The organism is Flavobacterium gelatinilyticum, assembly GCF_027111295.1.
GTDB lineage: Bacteria > Bacteroidota > Bacteroidia > Flavobacteriales > Flavobacteriaceae > Flavobacterium > Flavobacterium gelatinilyticum.
On sequence record NZ_CP114287.1, the window covers coordinates 4,710,216 to 4,727,401 of the forward strand.

Sequence of the window (17,186 nt, forward strand, 5' to 3'; positions counted from 1 at the left end):
AAATAATGACTTTAAAACCAAATCTATTAAAAGCGCTGATGGTTGGCGGAGTAGTTTTTGTATTCTCCTTTCTGATTCGTTTTGCTTCATTTGGAATTGCAATTTTCAATAACAATCTGTACATATTTTTCTTGTACTGTATGCTTTACAGTGTTGTGCTGTATATTGCAAATGCCTCTCTGTTTGTGTTTTTAGATAAGGTTTTTAAAGAAAACAGATTTTCGAACAAAAGGATTTTTATAGGTTTTGTAAGTTCATTTCTTCTTTCGGTTTTTGTTGTTTTCCTGCTTCGGGTTTTTACAAACGTAGTAATTGAAAGACGCCCTATAGTAAGTTTTCTGGCAAATGAAGAAGCTTCGACTTATGTAGAAAATTCAGTTATCGCTTTTATTATACTGCTTGTATTTCACGCCTTGCATTTTTACAAAGCGTATCAGGAAAATAAAGTCAGACAGCAAAAGATAATTGCGGGAACGGCAAATGCCAAATTCGAAAGTTTAAAAAATCAGATCGATCCGCATTTTCTTTTTAACAGTCTGAATGTTCTTAGTTCTCTGATCGAGGAAAATCCGGATAATGCACAGCGGTTTACGACTTCATTATCTAAAATTTATAGATACGTTCTGGAGCAGAAAGATAAAGAACTGGTTTCTGTAGAAGATGAATTATCGTTTGCAAAAACCTATATGAACCTTCTGAAAATGCGTTTCGAGAACAGTTTGTTTTACGAGCTGCCCACAGAAAATATAAATCCGGATGCTAAAGTGGTGCCGTTGTCCTTGCAGCTTCTGCTGGAAAATACAGTGAAACACAATGTAGTCAGCGAACAAAAACCATTGCATATCCGAATTTTTATCGACAAAGATTATCTGGCCATACAAAATGATCTTCAGAAAAAAGAAGTCTTGCAGGACAGGCAGGGGGTTGGACTTCAGAATATTGTAAATCGTTACGGAATCATAACAGACAGAAAAGTGAAAGTCGAACAGGATGAAAAGAATTTCACAGTCAGGATTCCGATTTTAACTAAACAAATAACTGTTATGGATATAGGTGCAGAATATAACGACGAAGCAAAAGCATATTACAGAGCTAAAAAAAGAGTTGAAGAATTAAAAGGTTTCTACGGAAACGTGATTTCATACTGTTGTGTAATTCCGTTTTTGGTGTTTATCAATTTAAAATTTTCACCGGAGTTTCAATGGTTTTGGTTTTCGGCTTTGGGCTGGGGATTTGGAGTAGCCATGCATGCTTTTAAGGTTTTTGGTTACAGTTCTGATTGGGAAGAGCGAAAAATCAGGGAAATTCTGGAAAAAGAAAACAATCAAAAAACGTGGAAATAATGGAGCAAAATTATATAGAAGCAGCTCGTTATTACGAGGCTCAGAAAAGAGTAAAAAAAATCAGGGAATTCTACGAACATTTAACAGTTTATGTGCTTACAAATCCAATTGTAATTGTGGTTAATGTTATGACTTCTCCGGGCTATTTATGGTGTTTGTGGTGTCTGCTGGGATGGGGTGCAGCGGTTGCCTTACACGGAATGAAAGTTTTTAGGTTTCCTGCTTTCTTCAATAAAAAATGGGAAGAAAGAAAAATCAGGGAAATTTTAGAGAAAGAAGAAAAGCAAAGACTTGAAGATTATGGAAGCTAATCTTAATAAAGATTCCGAAGAAAAGTAAAAGACAAAAATGGAGGTAATTATGGAAATGAAATTTAACGAAGAAGACCGATATATTCAGGCTCGAAAAAAAGTCGAAAAAATAAAAGGATTTTACGGAAATCTGGCAGCTTATATTTTAGTAAATGCAATTTTGATCTTCATCAATTTGTATACATCACCAAAATATTTATGGTTTTTCTGGCCGTTAATGTGGTGGGGAGCAGGAGTTGTTTTTCACGGATTAAAAGTCTTTGAAGTATTTCCGGTTCTTGGAAAAGAATGGGAAGAAAGAAAAATCAAAGAATTCATGGAAAAAGAAAAAGAGAATAAAAACAAGTGGAAATAATTAATAAAATAAAGAGATGGGACGTTTTAGAAGACGCATGTACGAAGAATATGCACAAGAATTTAGTTCAGATGAAAGCTATAACAATGCTTACAGAAAGGTAAAAAGATTAAAAGGATTTTACTCGCATTTACGAGTGTACATCATTGTAAACATCATTATCATTGTGGCAAACCTGAATAAAGATATTTTTACAGAAGGAATCCACGCAAGTGCATTAACAGAATGGCATACCTATTCGACAGCATTTTTCTGGGGAATTGGTTTAGTCGCTCATGCCTTATCTGTATTTGGCCGTGATATTTTTTTCAGCTCTGACTGGGAAGAAAGAAAAATTAAAAAATATATGCAGAAAGAAGCTGCAAATACAAACAAATGGGAGTAATTTTGATTTAATATTTTTCAAATTTTACAATATAGTAAATGATCACATTAATTATAGAAGACGAGAAACCAGCTGCAAGATTGCTGCAAAGAAAACTTGAAAAGTTAGATGTTACAGTAGAAACGATGCTTCATTCTGTTGAAGAATCGGTAGAATGGTTTTCGAAAAACCAGCATCCGGATTTGATTTTTCTGGATATTCAGCTCTCAGATGGTCTATCATTTGAAATTTTTGAAAAAATAGATATTAAAAGCGCTATTATATTTACAACGGCATACGATGAGTATGCCTTAAAAGCTTTTAAACTCAACAGTATCGATTATCTTCTAAAACCAATTGATGAAGATGATCTGGAAACAGCGGTTTCAAAATTTAAATCGCGGCTTCCTAAAGCAGCAGAAACTTCAAATCTGCAATTGGATTTTGAACAAATCCGACAGATGTTGTCAAACCCATTTGAGAAATCGTATAAAAAGCGGTTTACAGTTAAAATCGGGCAGCATTTAAAAGTTATTACTACAGAAGAAATCGAATGTTTTTTTAGTGAAAATAAAGGAACATACATTCATACCTTCGACAATCGGGATTATTTAATCGATTCAACCCTCGAAATTCTGGAACAGGAACTGGACAAGAAGGATTTCTTTCGCGTAAGCAGAAAATTCATTGTTCCGTTAAAAGCAATCAAAGAAATCCAGGTATACACCAATTCACGTTTAAAAGTTATTTTACCAAGTTATAAAGACGATGAGGTAATTGTAAGCCGTGAAAAAGTTCAGGATTTTAAAAGCTGGCTGGGGTAGTTTTTTTTGTTAGATGTTAGATGTTAGATGTTAGAAGAAAGATGTTAGAAGAAAGATTTGGAATTTATCTTGTCATTACTTTCGGTATTATTTTTCATTTCTGCGGAATTTCTTTTAGTGTAGAAAATTAATTTTTTACAAATGCAAAAGAGCCATCGGCTTGATAAATATTGCAGGACCGAATTTAATCCGGTCTTAATTATATAGAACGTACCTAAAAAAAAGAGCCGAAATTTTCGGCTCTTTTTAATATCTAATATTTTCTGTGATTATTTACTCAATCTGTGTAATGTATATGTCATGGCACTTAAAAGGAAAAATGCCATAATCTGGTGAATTAATCCTAATGCCAAAGGAACGCTGTACAATAAAGTGAAAACCCCAAGTAAAAACTGAATGAAAACAAAAACTACCAAAGTTTTGATTCCGTTTGCCTGAGTATGCGTAAGCGTATATTTTTTGCTTTTGAAGAAAAGAAAAAGAATAATGGCCACTACAACATAAGCAAAAGTTCTGTGTACAAACTGAACGCCGCTTTTTCCTTCAATTAAATTTTTTACCAAAGTCGACTGTTCAATAAAAACCGATTCGTGAATAAATTCGCCATCGCTCATTAAAGGCCAGTGATTGTGAATTAATCCTGCATTTAATCCTGCAACAAATCCGCCGTAAATAATCTGGATTAATAAAGCAGCTAAAGCATAACGGGCAATAGTGCGAAGTGGTAATATTTTATTGATATTTCTTTCCGGATAAATTAAATCTAATGCAACCCAAAGTGTGTATGCGAAAGTGATAAATGCAAAAGTAAGATGTAAAGAAAGTCTGAAGTGGCTCACGTCCGGATTATCAATTAAACCGCTTCGAACCATAAACCAGCCTAAAAACCCCTGAAAACCACCCATTGCAAAAAGAACGATACATTTTTTGATGGTATCCGTATCTAATTTCTTTTTAGCTAAAAAGTAAACAAAAGGCACAAAAAACACAAGTCCGATAATGCGCCCGATGAAACGGTGAAACCATTCCCAGAAATAGATAAATTTATAATCTGATAGCTGAAAATCATTGTGAATATTGATTTTTTGGTATTCAGGGAATTTCTTGTATTCATCAAAAGCAGCCTGCCATTTAGCATCTGTTAAAGGAGGGAAAGTGTCGGTTACTAAATGCCAGTCCGTCATTGATAAACCTGAATTGGTCAAACGTGTGATACCGCCCACGACAACCATTAAAAATAATAAAACACAACCCGATAGTAACCAAATGATTACTGATTTATTTTCTTTTTTCATTTTATTAAATAACTTATTTATCTACTTTTTTTAAGCCTAATTTTTCAGCTCGTTTAATTACAAAATCGTAAGCAGCCTGATATTCATTTGGAATATCTCCTTCTAAAATAGCTTCTTTTACGGCTTCTTTTAAAATTCCGATTTCGCGAGAAGGCTTCAAATCAAACATTTCCATAATTTCCTCCCCAGAAATTGGCGGCTGGAAATTACGTACATGATCACGTTCTTCGACTTCTATAATTTTTTGACGAACTACTTCGAAGTTTTTGTGATACTTTTTAAATTTTGCCGGATTTTTGGTTGTAATATCAGCAGCACACAAAGTCATTAAACTTTCAACATCTTCGCCGGCATCAAAAACCAAACGACGAACGGCACTGTCAGTTACAATATCTTCTGCCAAAACAATCGGACGTGAACTCATAATCACCATTTTTTGCACAAATTTCATTTTGTGATTTAGCGGCATGTGTAAACGTTCGAAGATTTTCTTAGTCATTTTTCCGCCTAAAAATTCATGTCCATGAAAAGTCCATCCCTGTTTTTTATTAAAACGTTTCGTTGGTGCTTTCCCAATATCATGTAATAATGCTGCCCAGCGTAACCACACATCATCTGTATTCGGGCAGATATTATCTACGACTTCAAGTGTATGATAGAAGTTGTTTTTATGTGTATGACCTTCGATTTCTTCGACCTGATTCAATGCTGTTAATTCAGGTAAAATAATATCAAGAAGCCCGGTTTTGTATAAAAGTAAAAATCCTGTAGATGGCTTAGGAGTCGAAAGAATCTTATTTAATTCATCTACTATTCTTTCACCCGAAATGATCGTAATACGTTCCGCATTTTTCGTTATCGCATTCAGTGAATTTTCTTCGATTTCAAAATGCAGCTGAGTCGCAAAACGAATGGCACGAAGCATACGCAATGGATCATCAGAATATGTAATATCCGGGTCAAGAGGCGTTTTGATAGTTTTATTTTCTAAATCGGTTAAACCGTCGAATGGATCCAGAAGATCTCCAAAGTTATTCTCGTTTAAAGACAAAGCAAAAGCATTGATCGTAAAATCACGACGATTTTGATCGTCCTGTAAAGTTCCGTTCTCAACAATTGGATTTCGGCTGTCACGGTTATACGATTCTTTTCGTGCACCTACGAACTCAATATCAGTGTCTTCAAAACGAAGCATTGCGGTTCCGTACGATTTAAAAACCTGTACTTTTGGTTTATTCGGAAGTAATTCAGAAACCTTCAACGCTAATTCAATACCGCTTCCAACTGCTACAACATCAATATCTTTTTTTGATCCTCTTTTTAAAAGTAAATCACGAACAAAACCTCCTATAACATACGAGTCAACATTTAATTCCTGAGAAGCTTTGGAAATGATACCGAAGATTTTATTCTGTAGTGCAGTTTTATAGTTTGTTTGTATAGCCACGAATTCAGTAATTTTTTGAGTAAAAATGCAATTTGAATTTCAGATGAAATAAAATGCACGCAAATTTACAACATAGAAAATGCCTATTATAATCTATTGCTCACTTTTTTGAATAAATTCACAATTTTTCAATTGAATTTTATGAAAATAAAAAACAGTGGCGGGACTATACGAATTAATCTAAATTTTCTGCCGCGAATTCACGAATTATTTTAATTAATTTTAAAAACATGTAATAGTGAATTACCCGAATTCATTCGAAACTAAACGCAAAGATTTTAAAAGATAAATTCGTGAATTCGTGGCGAAAAAAAAATATACGCTCATAGAACAAATCAATTGCAAATAATAATTTTTAGAATTTCAATTTGTATTTTTGAATCATACAAAAACGTACAAATGAAAATTGTTATATCTCCGGCGAAGTCCCTGAATTTCGAAAAAGAATTACCAACATCTCAATATACTGAACCTTCTTTTTTAAAAGAAGCCCGAATAGTTCATAAAGTGGTTAAACAGAAAAAGCCGTCTGAATTATCAGAATTAATGTCAATTTCAGACAAACTGGCCGATTTAAACTGGAAACGTAATCAGGACTGGAAAACACCTTTTACACCAGAAAATGCCCGTCCGGCCGTTTATACTTTTGATGGCGATGTTTATACAGGATTGGATGCGTATACGATTCCGTTAGATAAATTAGATGCTTTGCAGGATAAATTAAGAATCTTATCAGGTCTTTACGGACTTTTAAAACCACTTGATTTAATGCAGGCGTACCGTTTGGAAATGGGAACCAAAATGCCGGTTGCCGAATCTAAAAATCTGCATGAGTTCTGGAAACCTACCGTTACAAAAGCTTTAAATAAGGAATTGAAAAAAGACGAGTTATTTGTGAATTTAGCAAGTAACGAATATTTCTCTGCTGTAGATGTAAAAGCTTTGAAAGTTCCTGTTATTACTCCTGATTTTAAAGATTATAAAGACGGAAAACTGAAAATGATCAGTTTCTTTGCTAAAAAGGCGAGAGGTATGATGGTGCGTTATATTATCGATACCAATGCCGAAACTATTGACGACCTAAAAGGATTTAATTACGAAGGCTACCAGTTTGATGCGAATCTGTCTAAAGGGAATCATTTGGTTTTTACAAGGTAGTTTTTTGCTTTGAAATTTTAACCGCAAATATCGCAATCCCGATAGCTATCGGGAAGCAAGGTTCGCAAAGTTTTGAAAACTGCGGCTGAACACTGAATATTAAATAAAAAGCCGAGTTCCAGGAAAGTGAACTCGGCTTTTTCGTATTATAAATAATCATTAACCATTAATGCATTGCGTCGGCTGCATTAATTTTGTTCTTCCCTTTTTTAATAAAGAGAATAATTGGTATACAGCATAAAAACATAATTCCCAGATAAAGAAAAATATCCATGTATGCCATAACAGTACTTTGTTTCATAACAGAATGTTCTATAGCCTGATAGGCTTTTTTCAAAGCAACATCAGCACTGTATCCTTTTGCCATAAAGGCATGCTGCATTCCTGCAATACGCTGCTGCACTTCAAATTTTGCAGGATCTAAATTATTAATCAGATCTACCCGGTGTGACTGGCTGAAACGAGTGATAAAAGTGGTAATAATCGCAATACCAAAAGATCCTCCTAGCTGGCGCATCATTCCGGTAAACGCAGCTCCTTCACCAATTTGTTTTCCTTTTAAAGTTGAAAGAGAAAGTGTTGTAATAGGTACAAAAAGTAATCCTAAACCAACTCCTCTTAAAATTAAAGGCCAGTACATATGTTCAACACCGGTATCAGGTGTCATACGGCTGTACATCATAAAAGTAAAGAAGAAGAAAATTAAAAATCCTACTCCCACCATATATCCCTGAGGTACACCTTTCTGGATCATATTTCCAACAAACGGCATCATAAGGGCAGTTGTAATAGATCCCGGAATTAATAATAAACCGGCATCAGTTGCTGTCCATCCTAAAATTGACTGCGTATAAATTGGAATAATCAAAGTCGAACCGTACAAACCAAAACCAAGAATGAAACACATTATAGTTCCAATTCTTAAATTTCCGTCTTTTAAAACACTCAGGTTTACGATTGGATGCTTGTAAGTAAGCTCTCTCCAAATAAATAAAACCAATCCAAGAACAGTAACAACACTTAAGGTTACGATTAAAGAATCGTTAAACCAGTCATCCTGCTGTCCGTGCTCCAGTACAAATTGTAAAGAACCAATAAAGGTGCTCAACAAAATAATTCCCCACCAGTCAACCTGATTGGCTTTTAATTTCTCTCCATATTTTGGACTTCTGACAAAAGTCAGCGCCAAAACAGTAGCGATAATTCCTAACGGAATATTGATGTAGAAAATATATGGCCATGAATAATTATCTACTAAATAACCTCCCAGAGGCGGTCCTAAAGTTGGACCTACAATTACACCCATTCCGTAAATAGCCTGGGCCATACCGCGTTTTGCAACCGGATAACTTTCGGTAATAATGGTCTGGGCTGTTACAAGTAATGCCCCGCCGCCCATACCTTGTACGAAACGGAAAGCTACAAGTTCCCATATATTTGAGGCATTCCCACACAAAAAGGAACAAACGGTAAATATGATGATCGAAGCCACAAAATAATTACGTCGTCCAAATTGTTGTGACAGCCAGCTCGTCATCGGAATTACAATAACATTCGCAATCGCGTATGCTGTAATTACCCATGCAACGTCAGTCAGGGTTGCCCCAAGACTTCCTCGCATGTCTGTTAGTGCTACGTTTACAATCGTAGTGTCAACAATTTCCAGCAGCGCACAAAGTACTGCCGTAATCGTAATGACAACACGTCTAAAACCGTATTCTACTAAATCGTCGTCTTGTACTGCTGTTGCCATTTATTTTATTTCAAATGTACGTCTACATCAACATTCATTCCCGGTCTTAAAAGTTTTACTTTTTCAGGATCGTTTGATTCGTCTAAGTTAATTTTTACAGGTAATCTCTGAATTGTTTTTACGAAGTTTCCTGTTGCATTGTCAGGAGGTAATAATGAAAAACGAGAACCTGTCGCAGGTGAAAATGATGTTACAGTTCCTTTGAATTCGTAATTTGGATAAGCATCTACTTTTAAGCTTACTTTTTGTCCTACAACCATTTTGTTTAATTGTGTTTCTTTAAAGTTTGCTACAACCCATGCTTCATTGTTATTGATGATGTAGAACAAAGATTGTCCCGGCTGAACCAATTGTCCAGGCTGAATATCAACTTTAGAAACCTGACCGTCAATAGCAGCTGTTACTACAGTATAAGAAAGATTTAGGTGAGCAACATCCAGCATTGTTTTTGCTTTTTTGATGTTTGCCGCTGCAACTTCAGTCTGTTTATCAGAGACTTTAGATTTTGACTGAATAACTGATTTTTGGTAAGAACTTGCTCTTTGTTGCTGCTCTAAAACTCTTACCTGATTTTCGGCTTCATCTTTTGCAGTCTGAGCCTGCTCAAATTGCTGTTTTGTAATAGTATGCGTTTTGTATAAATTGTTATAACGGTTAAAATCGTTTGTAAGCTGTCTCAATCTGATTTTTGCACTTTCGATAGAACCTCCTGCAGATCTCATTTGCGCATCAGAAACCGAAATACTTGCATAAGCGCTTCCAATATCGGCTTTTGCTGCTTCATATTGACCTTCAGCACCTAATAAAGCAGCATTAGCCTCATCAATTTTCAACTGGTAATCTCTTTTATCAATAGTAAATAAAGTATCTCCTTTTTTTACAAAATCATTATCTTTCACATAAACTTTGCTGATATATCCGGAAACTCTCGGAATAATCGGGTTCATTCGTTTTTCAATCTGAGCATCATCAGTTTCTTCGTGCGCCTGAGAGTGTAAATATTTAGATATTCCGTAAGTTCCGCCTCCTAAGATCAGAACTGCAAGTATGATGATGAATTTTTTATTTGTCTTTTTCTTTTCCATGAGAACTGTCGATTATATTTTTGAAAGATTGAATGATTGTGATAATTGTCCTGATACTGAAAGTAATTCGTAATATTTTTGAATAATAGTTGCTTTAGATAAAGCTGTATTGATTTTGGCACTTAAATGCTCAACATCAGCTTCAACCAAATCGTTTGTGTCTGATAAACCATTATCAAATTTGTCTTTTACCAATCTGTAATTTTCAGCAGCCTGCTGCAATGCTTCGTCGTAAACCACACTTTGGTTGATAGCTAAATCGTAATCTTCGATAGATTTCTGAACTTCAACTTTAATACGGTCTGTCAAAATTAATTCTGAATTTTTTACTTCAAGAGCTTTGCTTTCAGCTTCTCTAACGTGCGAATTGTTTTTTAGAATACCTGATAAGTCATACGTCAAACCTACTCCAAAATTCATGGCATATTTTACTGTAATAAAATCTTTAAGATCTAAAGCAGTGTAACCTCCTAATAAAGCAAGTGTAGGATAGTATCCTGCTCTGGCTATTCTAATGTTGGCTTCGCTGGCTTTTGACTGAAAACGTAAAGCTTCTAAATCTTTTCTGCTTTCCAGTGCCAAAGCATCAGTTGTTGGGGCATTGTTTGTTTTTAAATTAAAGAAATCATCTTCATTAACCTGAAGTTTAACTGATGGCTCTAATTTAAGCAATGTTGTTAGATAATAGTTGATGTTATTAATATTATTATTAGCTTCATCGATAGATAACTGTGTTTTAGAAACTAGTAATTGCGCCTTCAATAAATCATTTCTTGGAATGATTCCGTTTTTTTCTAATTCGGTAAAATCAGTAACACGCTGTTTGGCTTGTTTCTGGTTTTCGTTTAAAAGATCAAGCGTTTTTTGAGCTTTGTATAAAGCAGTGTAATAGGTAATTACACGAAGCGCAACATCTTCTTTCGTTTTTGCTGCGTTAGCCGTTTCTGCTTCGTAAAGATTATCGTAAGCATTGATGCTGCTTTGGATTTTAAATCCTGAGAAGATTGGCAGACTTAGATTTGCCATTCCAAGCATTGCCTGATCCGGAGACGGCATTGATCCTGATGCGGCCTCATCGCCATTGTGCATATCGATTGAAGCTTTTGTTAATCGCTGGTACTGACCTGAAATTTTTAAGTCAGGATATTGATTGTTCTTAACGGACTGCAGTTCGTATTTTTTCGAGTTTACTTTAGTGTTGGCAAGCGCAACTTCATTGCTCTTTTCCCAAGCCAGTTTAACGGCTTCATCTAAAGTTAAACTTGTTTTTTCTTGTGCTTCTATTGAAGATATTCCTATAAAGAAAACTCCAAAGAGCATTAATTGACTAATTTTCATAAACAAGTAGCGCTTTTATAGTTTGTTGAATGTGCTTTGTGAGATTGGTTTTAATGTAATTGTTATACAGTTCTTCTGTATTTAAATTCAGTAATTCTACATAGAAAGATTTGTTCATATGAAAATGAAAAAAGGTTCCGATTATCGTAGGTGTAATAAGCGGAATGATGACGTCTTTTCTAAAAACGCCCTTTGACTGTCCCTGAACAATAATGCTTTCAACAGACTTTAAGTTTCCTTTTTTTAGTTCTGTAAAAGCATTCAGACTTTTTTCTCTTTTTTTGGAGTTGATTTCAAAATGAAGAACCCTGAAAATTCCTTTATTACAACTAATTCTGTTAATGTAGATTTCAATTAACTTATTGACTTTTTCAATCGGTTCCAGGTTTTCCTGAAGCAGATTTTCAAGCTGTAATTTTAAATCAGAAGTTTTGTAAATAATTAAAGATTCAAGTAATCTGTCTTTTGAACCAAAATAATACGAAACCATGGCGATATTGATTTTTGCCTCTTTGGATATGTCTCGTATAGAAGTCCCTTCAAATCCTTTCTCAGAAAATAGCTTTTCAGCAACATTAAGAATCTGAATTTTTTTATCGTTTAATTCGATGTTTGACATGGTATTGTTTCTAATCGAATGCAAAATTAAACACTTGTTTAATTTAAACGCTTGTTTAATTTTGTTTTAACAAAATATTAACAGAAAACATTTTCGATGATTTGTGCTTTTAAAAGTCTTTTTTATAATAAAAAAAGCTGAAACATCATGATGTTTCAGCTTAAATGAATATTATATATTTAATTGAAAAAATTATCGAATCTCTCCAACAAATTCAGCAATTTTCCCACTTCCGCTTTCGCTTAAATGTTTAATAAAAGCACTTCCAATAATAGCCCCCTTTGCATATTTAGTTGCCTGATTGAAAGTTTCTTTATTTGAAATTCCGAAACCAACTATCTGAGGATTTTTTAAATTCAGATTTGAAATTCTTTCAAAATATTCTTCCTGAACGTTTCCAAAACCAGATTGCGATCCTGTAACACTTGCAGAGCTTACCATATAAATAAATCCGTTTGAAACGCTGTCGATAAAACGAATTCTTTCATCTGAAGTTTGCGGTGTAATAAGGAAAACATTAATTAATCCGTATTTTTCGAAAATAGCTTTGTATTCATCTGCATAAACGTCAACCGGAAGATCCGGAATAATTAAACCATCAATTCCAATTTCAGCGCATTTTTGACAAAAAGCTTCAACGCCGTACTGTAACATCGGGTTAAAATATCCCATAATAATCAACGGAATTTTTACGCTTTCGCGGATGTTTTGCAGCTGGTCGAAAAGAATTTGAGTAGTCATTCCGTTATGAAGTGCCTGTGTAGAACTTGCCTGAATCGTTGGTCCGTCTGCCAAAGGATCACTGAAAGGAAGTCCGATTTCGATTAAATCGACTCCGTTTTTTTCTAAATCCTGAATAATCTGCACAGTATCGTTTAAGTTTGGATATCCGGCAGAAAAATAAATAGAAAGTATCTTTTTATCTTCCTGTAATTTCTGAGTTATTCTGTTCATTTTTTATTTTTTATCCTAACAGGTTTTTAAAACCTTTCAGGTATTGTTTTTTAACTTAATTTATTTGTTCTAACTCTCCAGATAAACCCATGCCGTTGTTCCGGATTTCAGTGTTACCTGAACTCTTCTGTAGGCATTTGATTCAAATAAATCTACTTTGGCTAGATCTGAAGGAGTAACATTAAAAACTACGCCGTGTATAATATCTGCGGGATTTTCGCTTGCTACCACCACAACATAATCTGCCATTCCAAATTCTTCTTCTATCTGCAGACTTTTAAGTTTGTAACCCAGCAGCTGATCCTGAGTACCGGTTAGTACCTTATTAAAAAGGCGCATCTGAATTTCTTTTGACCGTAATGTTCCGTAAGAGAATAACTTTTCCATAATTACTATTTTTCTCGTTATTTATTGCGTTAGGGATGGGAGCGGCATCCTTTTTATTTTTTCTTTAAAAATAAAAAGATATAGCGGACAGCCCGACCATAGGGAACGCCCAAATTACGATTTTTATTACAATTTAAAATAGTCAATATAATTATCTAAATCTTTATCACCGCGGCCGGAAAGACTGATAACGACAACATCTGAAGGTTTGAATTTTTTCTGATCCAAAACCGCAAAAGCGTGTGCGCTTTCGATTGCCGGAATAATTCCTTCTAATTTTGTTAATTGTAAACCTGCATTCATGGCGTCATCATCTGTTACTGAGAAAAATTCCCCGCGTCCGCTTTGTGCCAAATGCGCATGCAAAGGCCCGACTCCTGGATAATCCAAACCTGCAGAAATTGAATACGGTTCTGTAATCTGCCCATCAGGAGTCTGCATTAAAAGCGTTTTACAACCATGAATAACCCCCACTTTTCCTAATTTACTTGTTGCAGCACTATGTCCGCTGTCGACCCCTTTTCCGGCAGCTTCAACGGCAATGATTCCTACTTCTGGTTCGTGTAAAAAGTGATAATAGGTTCCGGCAGCGTTACTTCCGCCGCCAATACAAGCAACTACATAATCCGGGTTTTCACGTCCTTCTTTCTCTTTTAACTGCCATTTGATTTCTTCGGAAATAATACTCTGAAAACGTGTTACCATATCCGGATAAGGATGCGGCCCAATTGCCGATCCGATGATATAATGTGTATCAACCGGATTGTTGATCCAATCGCGAATGGCTTCGTTTGTAGCATCTTTTAAAGTTCTTGAACCCGAAAGTGCCGGACGTACTTCTGCACCCAGCATTTTCATACGAGCTACGTTTGGTGCCTGACGCGCAATGTCGATTTCGCCCATATATACGATACACTCAATTCCCATTAAAGCGCAGACCGTAGCAGTTGCTACACCGTGTTGTCCGGCTCCTGTTTCGGCAATGATTCTTTTTTTGCCTAAACGTTTTGCAAGCAGGATCTGACCAATGGTATTGTTTACTTTGTGTGCACCTGTATGGTTTAAGTCTTCTCTTTTCAGGTAAACTTTAGTATTGTATTTCTCAGATAAGCGTTTTGCAAAATACAACGGACTTGGGCGTCCAACGTAATCTTTCAGCAATTGGTTAAACTCTGCTTTAAAATCAGGTTCATCCATTATACTTAGGTATTGCTGACGTAATTCTTCTACATTTGGATATAACATTTCAGGTATGTAAGCTCCTCCAAATTCTCCGTAATATCCTTTTTCGTTAACGTTAAAACTCATTTTATTTAAATTTTAAAAGTTGGCAACATCAAATTTTCGTTTGAAATTGCTAAATAGATTTTTATTCTTAAGCCCCGGTTCGATCTCAAATTTACTATTTACATCGACAGCATAAATAGGTAAATTGCTTTTTGAAATTTCTTCGATGGCTTTTAATTCGTTCATTCCGATGCCGCCGCTTAAAAAGAAAGGCTTTTTCGAATTGTATTTTTTTAATATCGTCCAGTCGAAAGTTGTTCCGTTTCCGCCGGGTAATTTTCCTTTGGTGTCGAAGAGAAAATAATCGCAGACATCTTCGAAAGGTTTAATAACTTCAAAATCAAAATTTTCATTGGCCGAAAATACTTTAATAATTTCGATTTTCTTTGGCAGCTGTTTTTTTAATTCTGAACAAAATTCAACAGATTCATCTCCATGTAACTGAACGGCTTGTAAATTGTGTTTTTCGACTTTTTCCAGAATTTCTTCCTGACTCTGCTTGACGAAAATACCGACTTTTTTAATTGTTTTTATGAGTTCCGGAATATTTCCGTCACAGTATCTTGCGGATTTTTCCCAGAAAATAAATCCCATATAATCGGGTAGGAGTGCGCCTACTTCGAGGATATTTTCAGGATATTTCATGCCGCATATTTTGAGTTTCATTTTTTTGATGCTTTAAGCAGTAGGCAATAAGCTTTAAGCTCTTTGCTTTGTGCTGATTTTTTTTGATGCTTTATGCTTTTTTATTGTGTGTCTTTTCGCTGTTTTTTTAAGCTTACAGCCTAAAGCTTATTGCCTACAGCTGACTTATAAAGTCAATAGCTGCTTGGCCTGCGTTGTCGGTTTTCATGAAGTTTTCTCCAATTAAGAAACCTTTGTAACCGTAAGGTTTTAGTTCCTGAATTGCTTCTACGGATGAAATACCGCTTTCTGATACTTTTACAAATTCATTTGGAATCTTTGATGCCAGTTCTTTGCTGAAATCTAAGCTTACTTCGAATGTTTTCAGGTTTCTGTTATTCACGCCAATCATGTCCAAAGTCGGCATAATTGATTTTTCTAGTTCTTCCTGATTGTGGACTTCTAGAAGCACTTCCAGACCTAAACTTTTTGCAAATTCAGATAAAGATTTGATTTCTTCTCGGGTCAAAACCGCTGCGATTAATAAAATCAAATCGGCTCCGTGTGCTTTTGCTTCTAAAATCTGGTATTCGTCTACAATAAATTCTTTCCTTAAAAGCGGAATATTTACTGATGCTCTTGCTAAAAGTAAATCGTCTAAAGATCCGCCGAAGTATTTTCCGTCTGTTAAAACTGAGATACCGCATGCACCGGCATTTTCGTAACCTTTCACTACTTCTTCAACTGTAAAATTATTGTTGATAACTGATTTTGAAGGAGAGCGGCGTTTGTGTTCCGCGATAATTCCGGAATTGCTTTCTCTTAATTTCTGACTAAGGGAAATGGTTTGTTTTCCAAAAAATACAGAAGCTTCCAATTGAGAAACCGGAATTATCGATTTCTTTAAAATCACTTCTTGTTTTTTATCTACGATTATTTTATCTAAAATGTTCATTGTCTTTATTTGTTTCAAGTTTCAAGTCTTTTTAGTTTCACGTTCCAACAACCTGAAACTTGAAACCTGAAACTTGAAACTAAAAAATTATTTACTTAATTCTTGTAATTTTTGTAAAGCTTTTAATCCTTTTCCAGAGAATAAACTTTCTTTTGCCAGTTCAAAACCTTCTTGCGGTGTGCATTTGTTAACCGTTGCGATTGCCATAGCTGCATTGGCACAAACGACATTATTCTGCGCGTCGTTTCCTTTTCCTGAAATAATATTGGTGAATATTTCTGCCGATTCTTCGATGGTTTTTCCTCCTTCTATTTCGGTTTGTGATAAAAGACGAACACCAAAATCTTCCGGTTTTATCATGCCTTCCATGTGACTGGTGATAATTTTTGTTGGGCCAGTAAGGGAAATTTCGTCATAGCCGTCAAGCGAATGCAGGATTGTGAAATTGGTATTCGTATTTTGATATAAATACGCGTACATTCTTGCCAATTCTAAGTTGAAAACTCCAACTAATTGATTTTGTGGAAAAGCCGGATTTACCATTGGTCCTAACATATTAAAGAAGGTTTTTACCGCCAGTTCTTTTCTAATTGGTCCAACATTTTTCATCGCTGGATGAAATAGGGGAGCATGCAGCACACAAATTCCTGCCTGATCGATACATTTTTCTAAAAATGCGGGATCATTGCTGAATTTAATTCCCATTTTCTCCATTACGTTACTTGATCCCGAAATAGATGAAACACCGTAATTTCCGTGTTTTGCCACTTTAATTCCAGCTCCTGCTGATACAAAAGAGGCTAAAGTCGAGATATTGAAAGTATCTTTTCCGTCACCGCCCGTTCCGCATAAATCGATTGTATTGTAAGCTGATAAATCAACCCGAACACACAATTCTAATAAAGCTTCACGAAAGCCCGAAAGTTCATCAATGGTAATGCTTCGCATCATAAAAACAGTCAAAAATGCCGAAATCTGACTTGGATTATACTGACCGCTAGAAATATTAATCAATACGTTTTTTGCTTCTTCTTTTGTAAGCACTTCGTGGTTGATTAATTTGTTTAATATAGTTTTCATTTTTTTA

General features: G+C 35.1%; 18 protein-coding genes. 6 read left to right on the forward strand and 12 right to left on the reverse strand.

The window, feature by feature from the left end; genetic code table 11:
* The first annotated feature begins 5 nt into the window (after positions 1 to 5).
* The 5 genes from OZP11_RS20375 to OZP11_RS20395 are packed head-to-tail and all read left to right on the forward strand — an operon-like array spanning position 6 to position 3,197.
* The gene (locus tag OZP11_RS20375) at positions 6 to 1,343 is read left to right on the forward strand and encodes a histidine kinase (protein ID WP_281232328.1); all 1,338 of its coding nucleotides are present in this window, start codon (positions 6 to 8) and stop codon (positions 1,341 to 1,343) included.
* Positions 1,343 to 1,654: a 2TM domain-containing protein gene (locus OZP11_RS20380; protein ID WP_281232329.1), complete on the forward strand. Its 312-nt coding sequence runs from the start codon at positions 1,343 to 1,345 to the stop codon at positions 1,652 to 1,654. The genes OZP11_RS20375 and OZP11_RS20380 overlap by 1 nt, the downstream gene beginning before the upstream one ends.
* A 49-nt stretch (positions 1,655 to 1,703) precedes the next feature.
* Complete coding sequence (locus OZP11_RS20385) at positions 1,704 to 2,009, forward strand: 2TM domain-containing protein (protein WP_281232330.1); 306 nt, start codon at positions 1,704 to 1,706, stop codon at positions 2,007 to 2,009.
* A 16-nt stretch (positions 2,010 to 2,025) separates the two neighbouring features.
* Positions 2,026 to 2,394 carry a 2TM domain-containing protein gene (locus tag OZP11_RS20390; RefSeq protein ID WP_281232331.1) on the forward strand — a complete coding sequence of 123 codons (369 nt, stop codon included), beginning with the start codon at positions 2,026 to 2,028 and terminating at the stop codon, positions 2,392 to 2,394.
* Positions 2,395 to 2,432: 38 nt separating this feature from the next.
* On the forward strand, positions 2,433 to 3,197 hold the full coding sequence (locus OZP11_RS20395) for a LytR/AlgR family response regulator transcription factor (RefSeq protein ID WP_281232332.1): 765 nt from the start codon (positions 2,433 to 2,435) through the stop codon (positions 3,195 to 3,197).
* Between the two features lie 269 nt (positions 3,198 to 3,466).
* Here OZP11_RS20395 and OZP11_RS20400 read toward each other — a convergent pair whose 3' ends face one another.
* Both OZP11_RS20400 and OZP11_RS20405 read right to left on the reverse strand, forming a co-directional pair.
* Positions 3,467 to 4,492 carry a COX15/CtaA family protein gene (locus OZP11_RS20400; protein ID WP_281232333.1) on the reverse strand — a complete coding sequence of 342 codons (1,026 nt, stop codon included), beginning with the start codon at positions 4,490 to 4,492 and terminating at the stop codon, positions 3,467 to 3,469.
* A 13-nt stretch (positions 4,493 to 4,505) separates the two neighbouring features.
* Positions 4,506 to 5,939 carry a CCA tRNA nucleotidyltransferase gene (locus OZP11_RS20405; protein WP_281232334.1) on the reverse strand — a complete coding sequence of 478 codons (1,434 nt, stop codon included), beginning with the start codon at positions 5,937 to 5,939 and terminating at the stop codon, positions 4,506 to 4,508.
* 399 nt (positions 5,940 to 6,338) lie between these two features.
* Here OZP11_RS20405 and yaaA point away from each other — a divergent pair, with 399 nt between their 5' ends.
* Positions 6,339 to 7,097 (forward strand): peroxide stress protein YaaA, encoded by a 759-nt coding sequence (gene yaaA, locus OZP11_RS20410; RefSeq protein WP_281232335.1) that lies wholly within the window; start codon positions 6,339 to 6,341, stop codon positions 7,095 to 7,097.
* A 166-nt stretch (positions 7,098 to 7,263) separates the two neighbouring features.
* On the opposite strand, the gene OZP11_RS20415 is transcribed toward yaaA, so the two are convergent.
* The 10 genes from OZP11_RS20415 to trpD all read right to left on the reverse strand — a co-directional run bounded on the left by OZP11_RS20415 (position 7,264) and on the right by trpD (position 17,179).
* Positions 7,264 to 8,850, reverse strand: coding sequence for an MDR family MFS transporter (locus OZP11_RS20415; RefSeq protein ID WP_281232336.1), 1,587 nt, complete (start codon positions 8,848 to 8,850; stop codon positions 7,264 to 7,266).
* A 5-nt stretch (positions 8,851 to 8,855) separates the two neighbouring features.
* Entirely contained in the window at positions 8,856 to 9,935 is a 1,080-nt protein-coding gene (locus OZP11_RS20420) for an HlyD family secretion protein (protein ID WP_281232337.1), read from the reverse strand.
* A gap of 12 nt (positions 9,936 to 9,947) precedes the next feature.
* Positions 9,948 to 11,273 (reverse strand): TolC family protein, encoded by a 1,326-nt coding sequence (locus OZP11_RS20425; protein ID WP_281232338.1) that lies wholly within the window; start codon positions 11,271 to 11,273, stop codon positions 9,948 to 9,950.
* Entirely contained in the window at positions 11,263 to 11,892 is a 630-nt protein-coding gene (locus tag OZP11_RS20430; protein ID WP_281232339.1) for a TetR/AcrR family transcriptional regulator, read from the reverse strand. The genes OZP11_RS20425 and OZP11_RS20430 overlap by 11 nt, the downstream gene beginning before the upstream one ends.
* Before the next feature lie 192 nt (positions 11,893 to 12,084).
* Positions 12,085 to 12,846, reverse strand: a complete 762-nt coding sequence (gene trpA / locus OZP11_RS20435) for a tryptophan synthase subunit alpha (RefSeq protein ID WP_281232340.1) — start codon at positions 12,844 to 12,846, stop codon at positions 12,085 to 12,087.
* 69 nt (positions 12,847 to 12,915) lie between these two features.
* On the reverse strand, positions 12,916 to 13,233 hold the full coding sequence (locus OZP11_RS20440) for a gamma-glutamylcyclotransferase family protein (RefSeq protein ID WP_281232341.1): 318 nt from the start codon (positions 13,231 to 13,233) through the stop codon (positions 12,916 to 12,918).
* 126 nt (positions 13,234 to 13,359) lie between these two features.
* Positions 13,360 to 14,541, reverse strand: coding sequence for a tryptophan synthase subunit beta (gene trpB / locus OZP11_RS20445; protein WP_281232342.1), 1,182 nt, complete (start codon positions 14,539 to 14,541; stop codon positions 13,360 to 13,362).
* A gap of 12 nt (positions 14,542 to 14,553) precedes the next feature.
* On the reverse strand, positions 14,554 to 15,186 hold the full coding sequence (locus tag OZP11_RS20450; RefSeq protein ID WP_281232343.1) for a phosphoribosylanthranilate isomerase: 633 nt from the start codon (positions 15,184 to 15,186) through the stop codon (positions 14,554 to 14,556).
* Positions 15,187 to 15,319: 133 nt separating this feature from the next.
* Complete coding sequence (gene trpC, locus OZP11_RS20455) at positions 15,320 to 16,099, reverse strand: indole-3-glycerol phosphate synthase TrpC (RefSeq protein WP_281235551.1); 780 nt, start codon at positions 16,097 to 16,099, stop codon at positions 15,320 to 15,322.
* Positions 16,100 to 16,186: 87 nt separating this feature from the next.
* Positions 16,187 to 17,179, reverse strand: a complete 993-nt coding sequence (gene trpD, locus OZP11_RS20460; protein WP_281232344.1) for an anthranilate phosphoribosyltransferase — start codon at positions 17,177 to 17,179, stop codon at positions 16,187 to 16,189.
* Positions 17,180 to 17,186: the final 7 nt, after the last annotated feature.

Bases quoted from the DNA above. Each gene is read 5' to 3' on its own strand.
- OZP11_RS20375 (WP_281232328.1), top strand. From the start codon at position 6: ATGACTTTAAAACCAAATCTATTAAAAGCGCTGATGGTTGGCGGAGTA.
- OZP11_RS20380 (WP_281232329.1), top strand. From the start codon at position 1,343: ATGGAGCAAAATTATATAGAAGCAGCTCGTTATTACGAGGCTCAGAAA.
- OZP11_RS20385 (WP_281232330.1), top strand. From the start codon at position 1,704: ATGGAAATGAAATTTAACGAAGAAGACCGATATATTCAGGCTCGAAAA.
- OZP11_RS20390 (WP_281232331.1), top strand. From the start codon at position 2,026: ATGGGACGTTTTAGAAGACGCATGTACGAAGAATATGCACAAGAATTT.
- OZP11_RS20395 (WP_281232332.1), top strand. From the start codon at position 2,433: ATGATCACATTAATTATAGAAGACGAGAAACCAGCTGCAAGATTGCTG.
- OZP11_RS20400 (WP_281232333.1), bottom strand. From the start codon at position 4,492: ATGAAAAAAGAAAATAAATCAGTAATCATTTGGTTACTATCGGGTTGT.
- yaaA (WP_281232335.1), top strand. From the start codon at position 6,339: ATGAAAATTGTTATATCTCCGGCGAAGTCCCTGAATTTCGAAAAAGAA.
- OZP11_RS20415 (WP_281232336.1), bottom strand. From the start codon at position 8,850: ATGGCAACAGCAGTACAAGACGACGATTTAGTAGAATACGGTTTTAGA.
- OZP11_RS20420 (WP_281232337.1), bottom strand. From the start codon at position 9,935: ATGGAAAAGAAAAAGACAAATAAAAAATTCATCATCATACTTGCAGTT.
- OZP11_RS20425 (WP_281232338.1), bottom strand. From the start codon at position 11,273: ATGAAAATTAGTCAATTAATGCTCTTTGGAGTTTTCTTTATAGGAATA.
- OZP11_RS20430 (WP_281232339.1), bottom strand. From the start codon at position 11,892: ATGTCAAACATCGAATTAAACGATAAAAAAATTCAGATTCTTAATGTT.
- trpA (WP_281232340.1), bottom strand. From the start codon at position 12,846: ATGAACAGAATAACTCAGAAATTACAGGAAGATAAAAAGATACTTTCT.
- OZP11_RS20440 (WP_281232341.1), bottom strand. From the start codon at position 13,233: ATGGAAAAGTTATTCTCTTACGGAACATTACGGTCAAAAGAAATTCAG.
- trpB (WP_281232342.1), bottom strand. From the start codon at position 14,541: ATGAGTTTTAACGTTAACGAAAAAGGATATTACGGAGAATTTGGAGGA.
- OZP11_RS20450 (WP_281232343.1), bottom strand. From the start codon at position 15,186: ATGAAACTCAAAATATGCGGCATGAAATATCCTGAAAATATCCTCGAA.
- trpC (WP_281235551.1), bottom strand. From the start codon at position 16,099: ATGAACATTTTAGATAAAATAATCGTAGATAAAAAACAAGAAGTGATT.
- trpD (WP_281232344.1), bottom strand. From the start codon at position 17,179: ATGAAAACTATATTAAACAAATTAATCAACCACGAAGTGCTTACAAAA.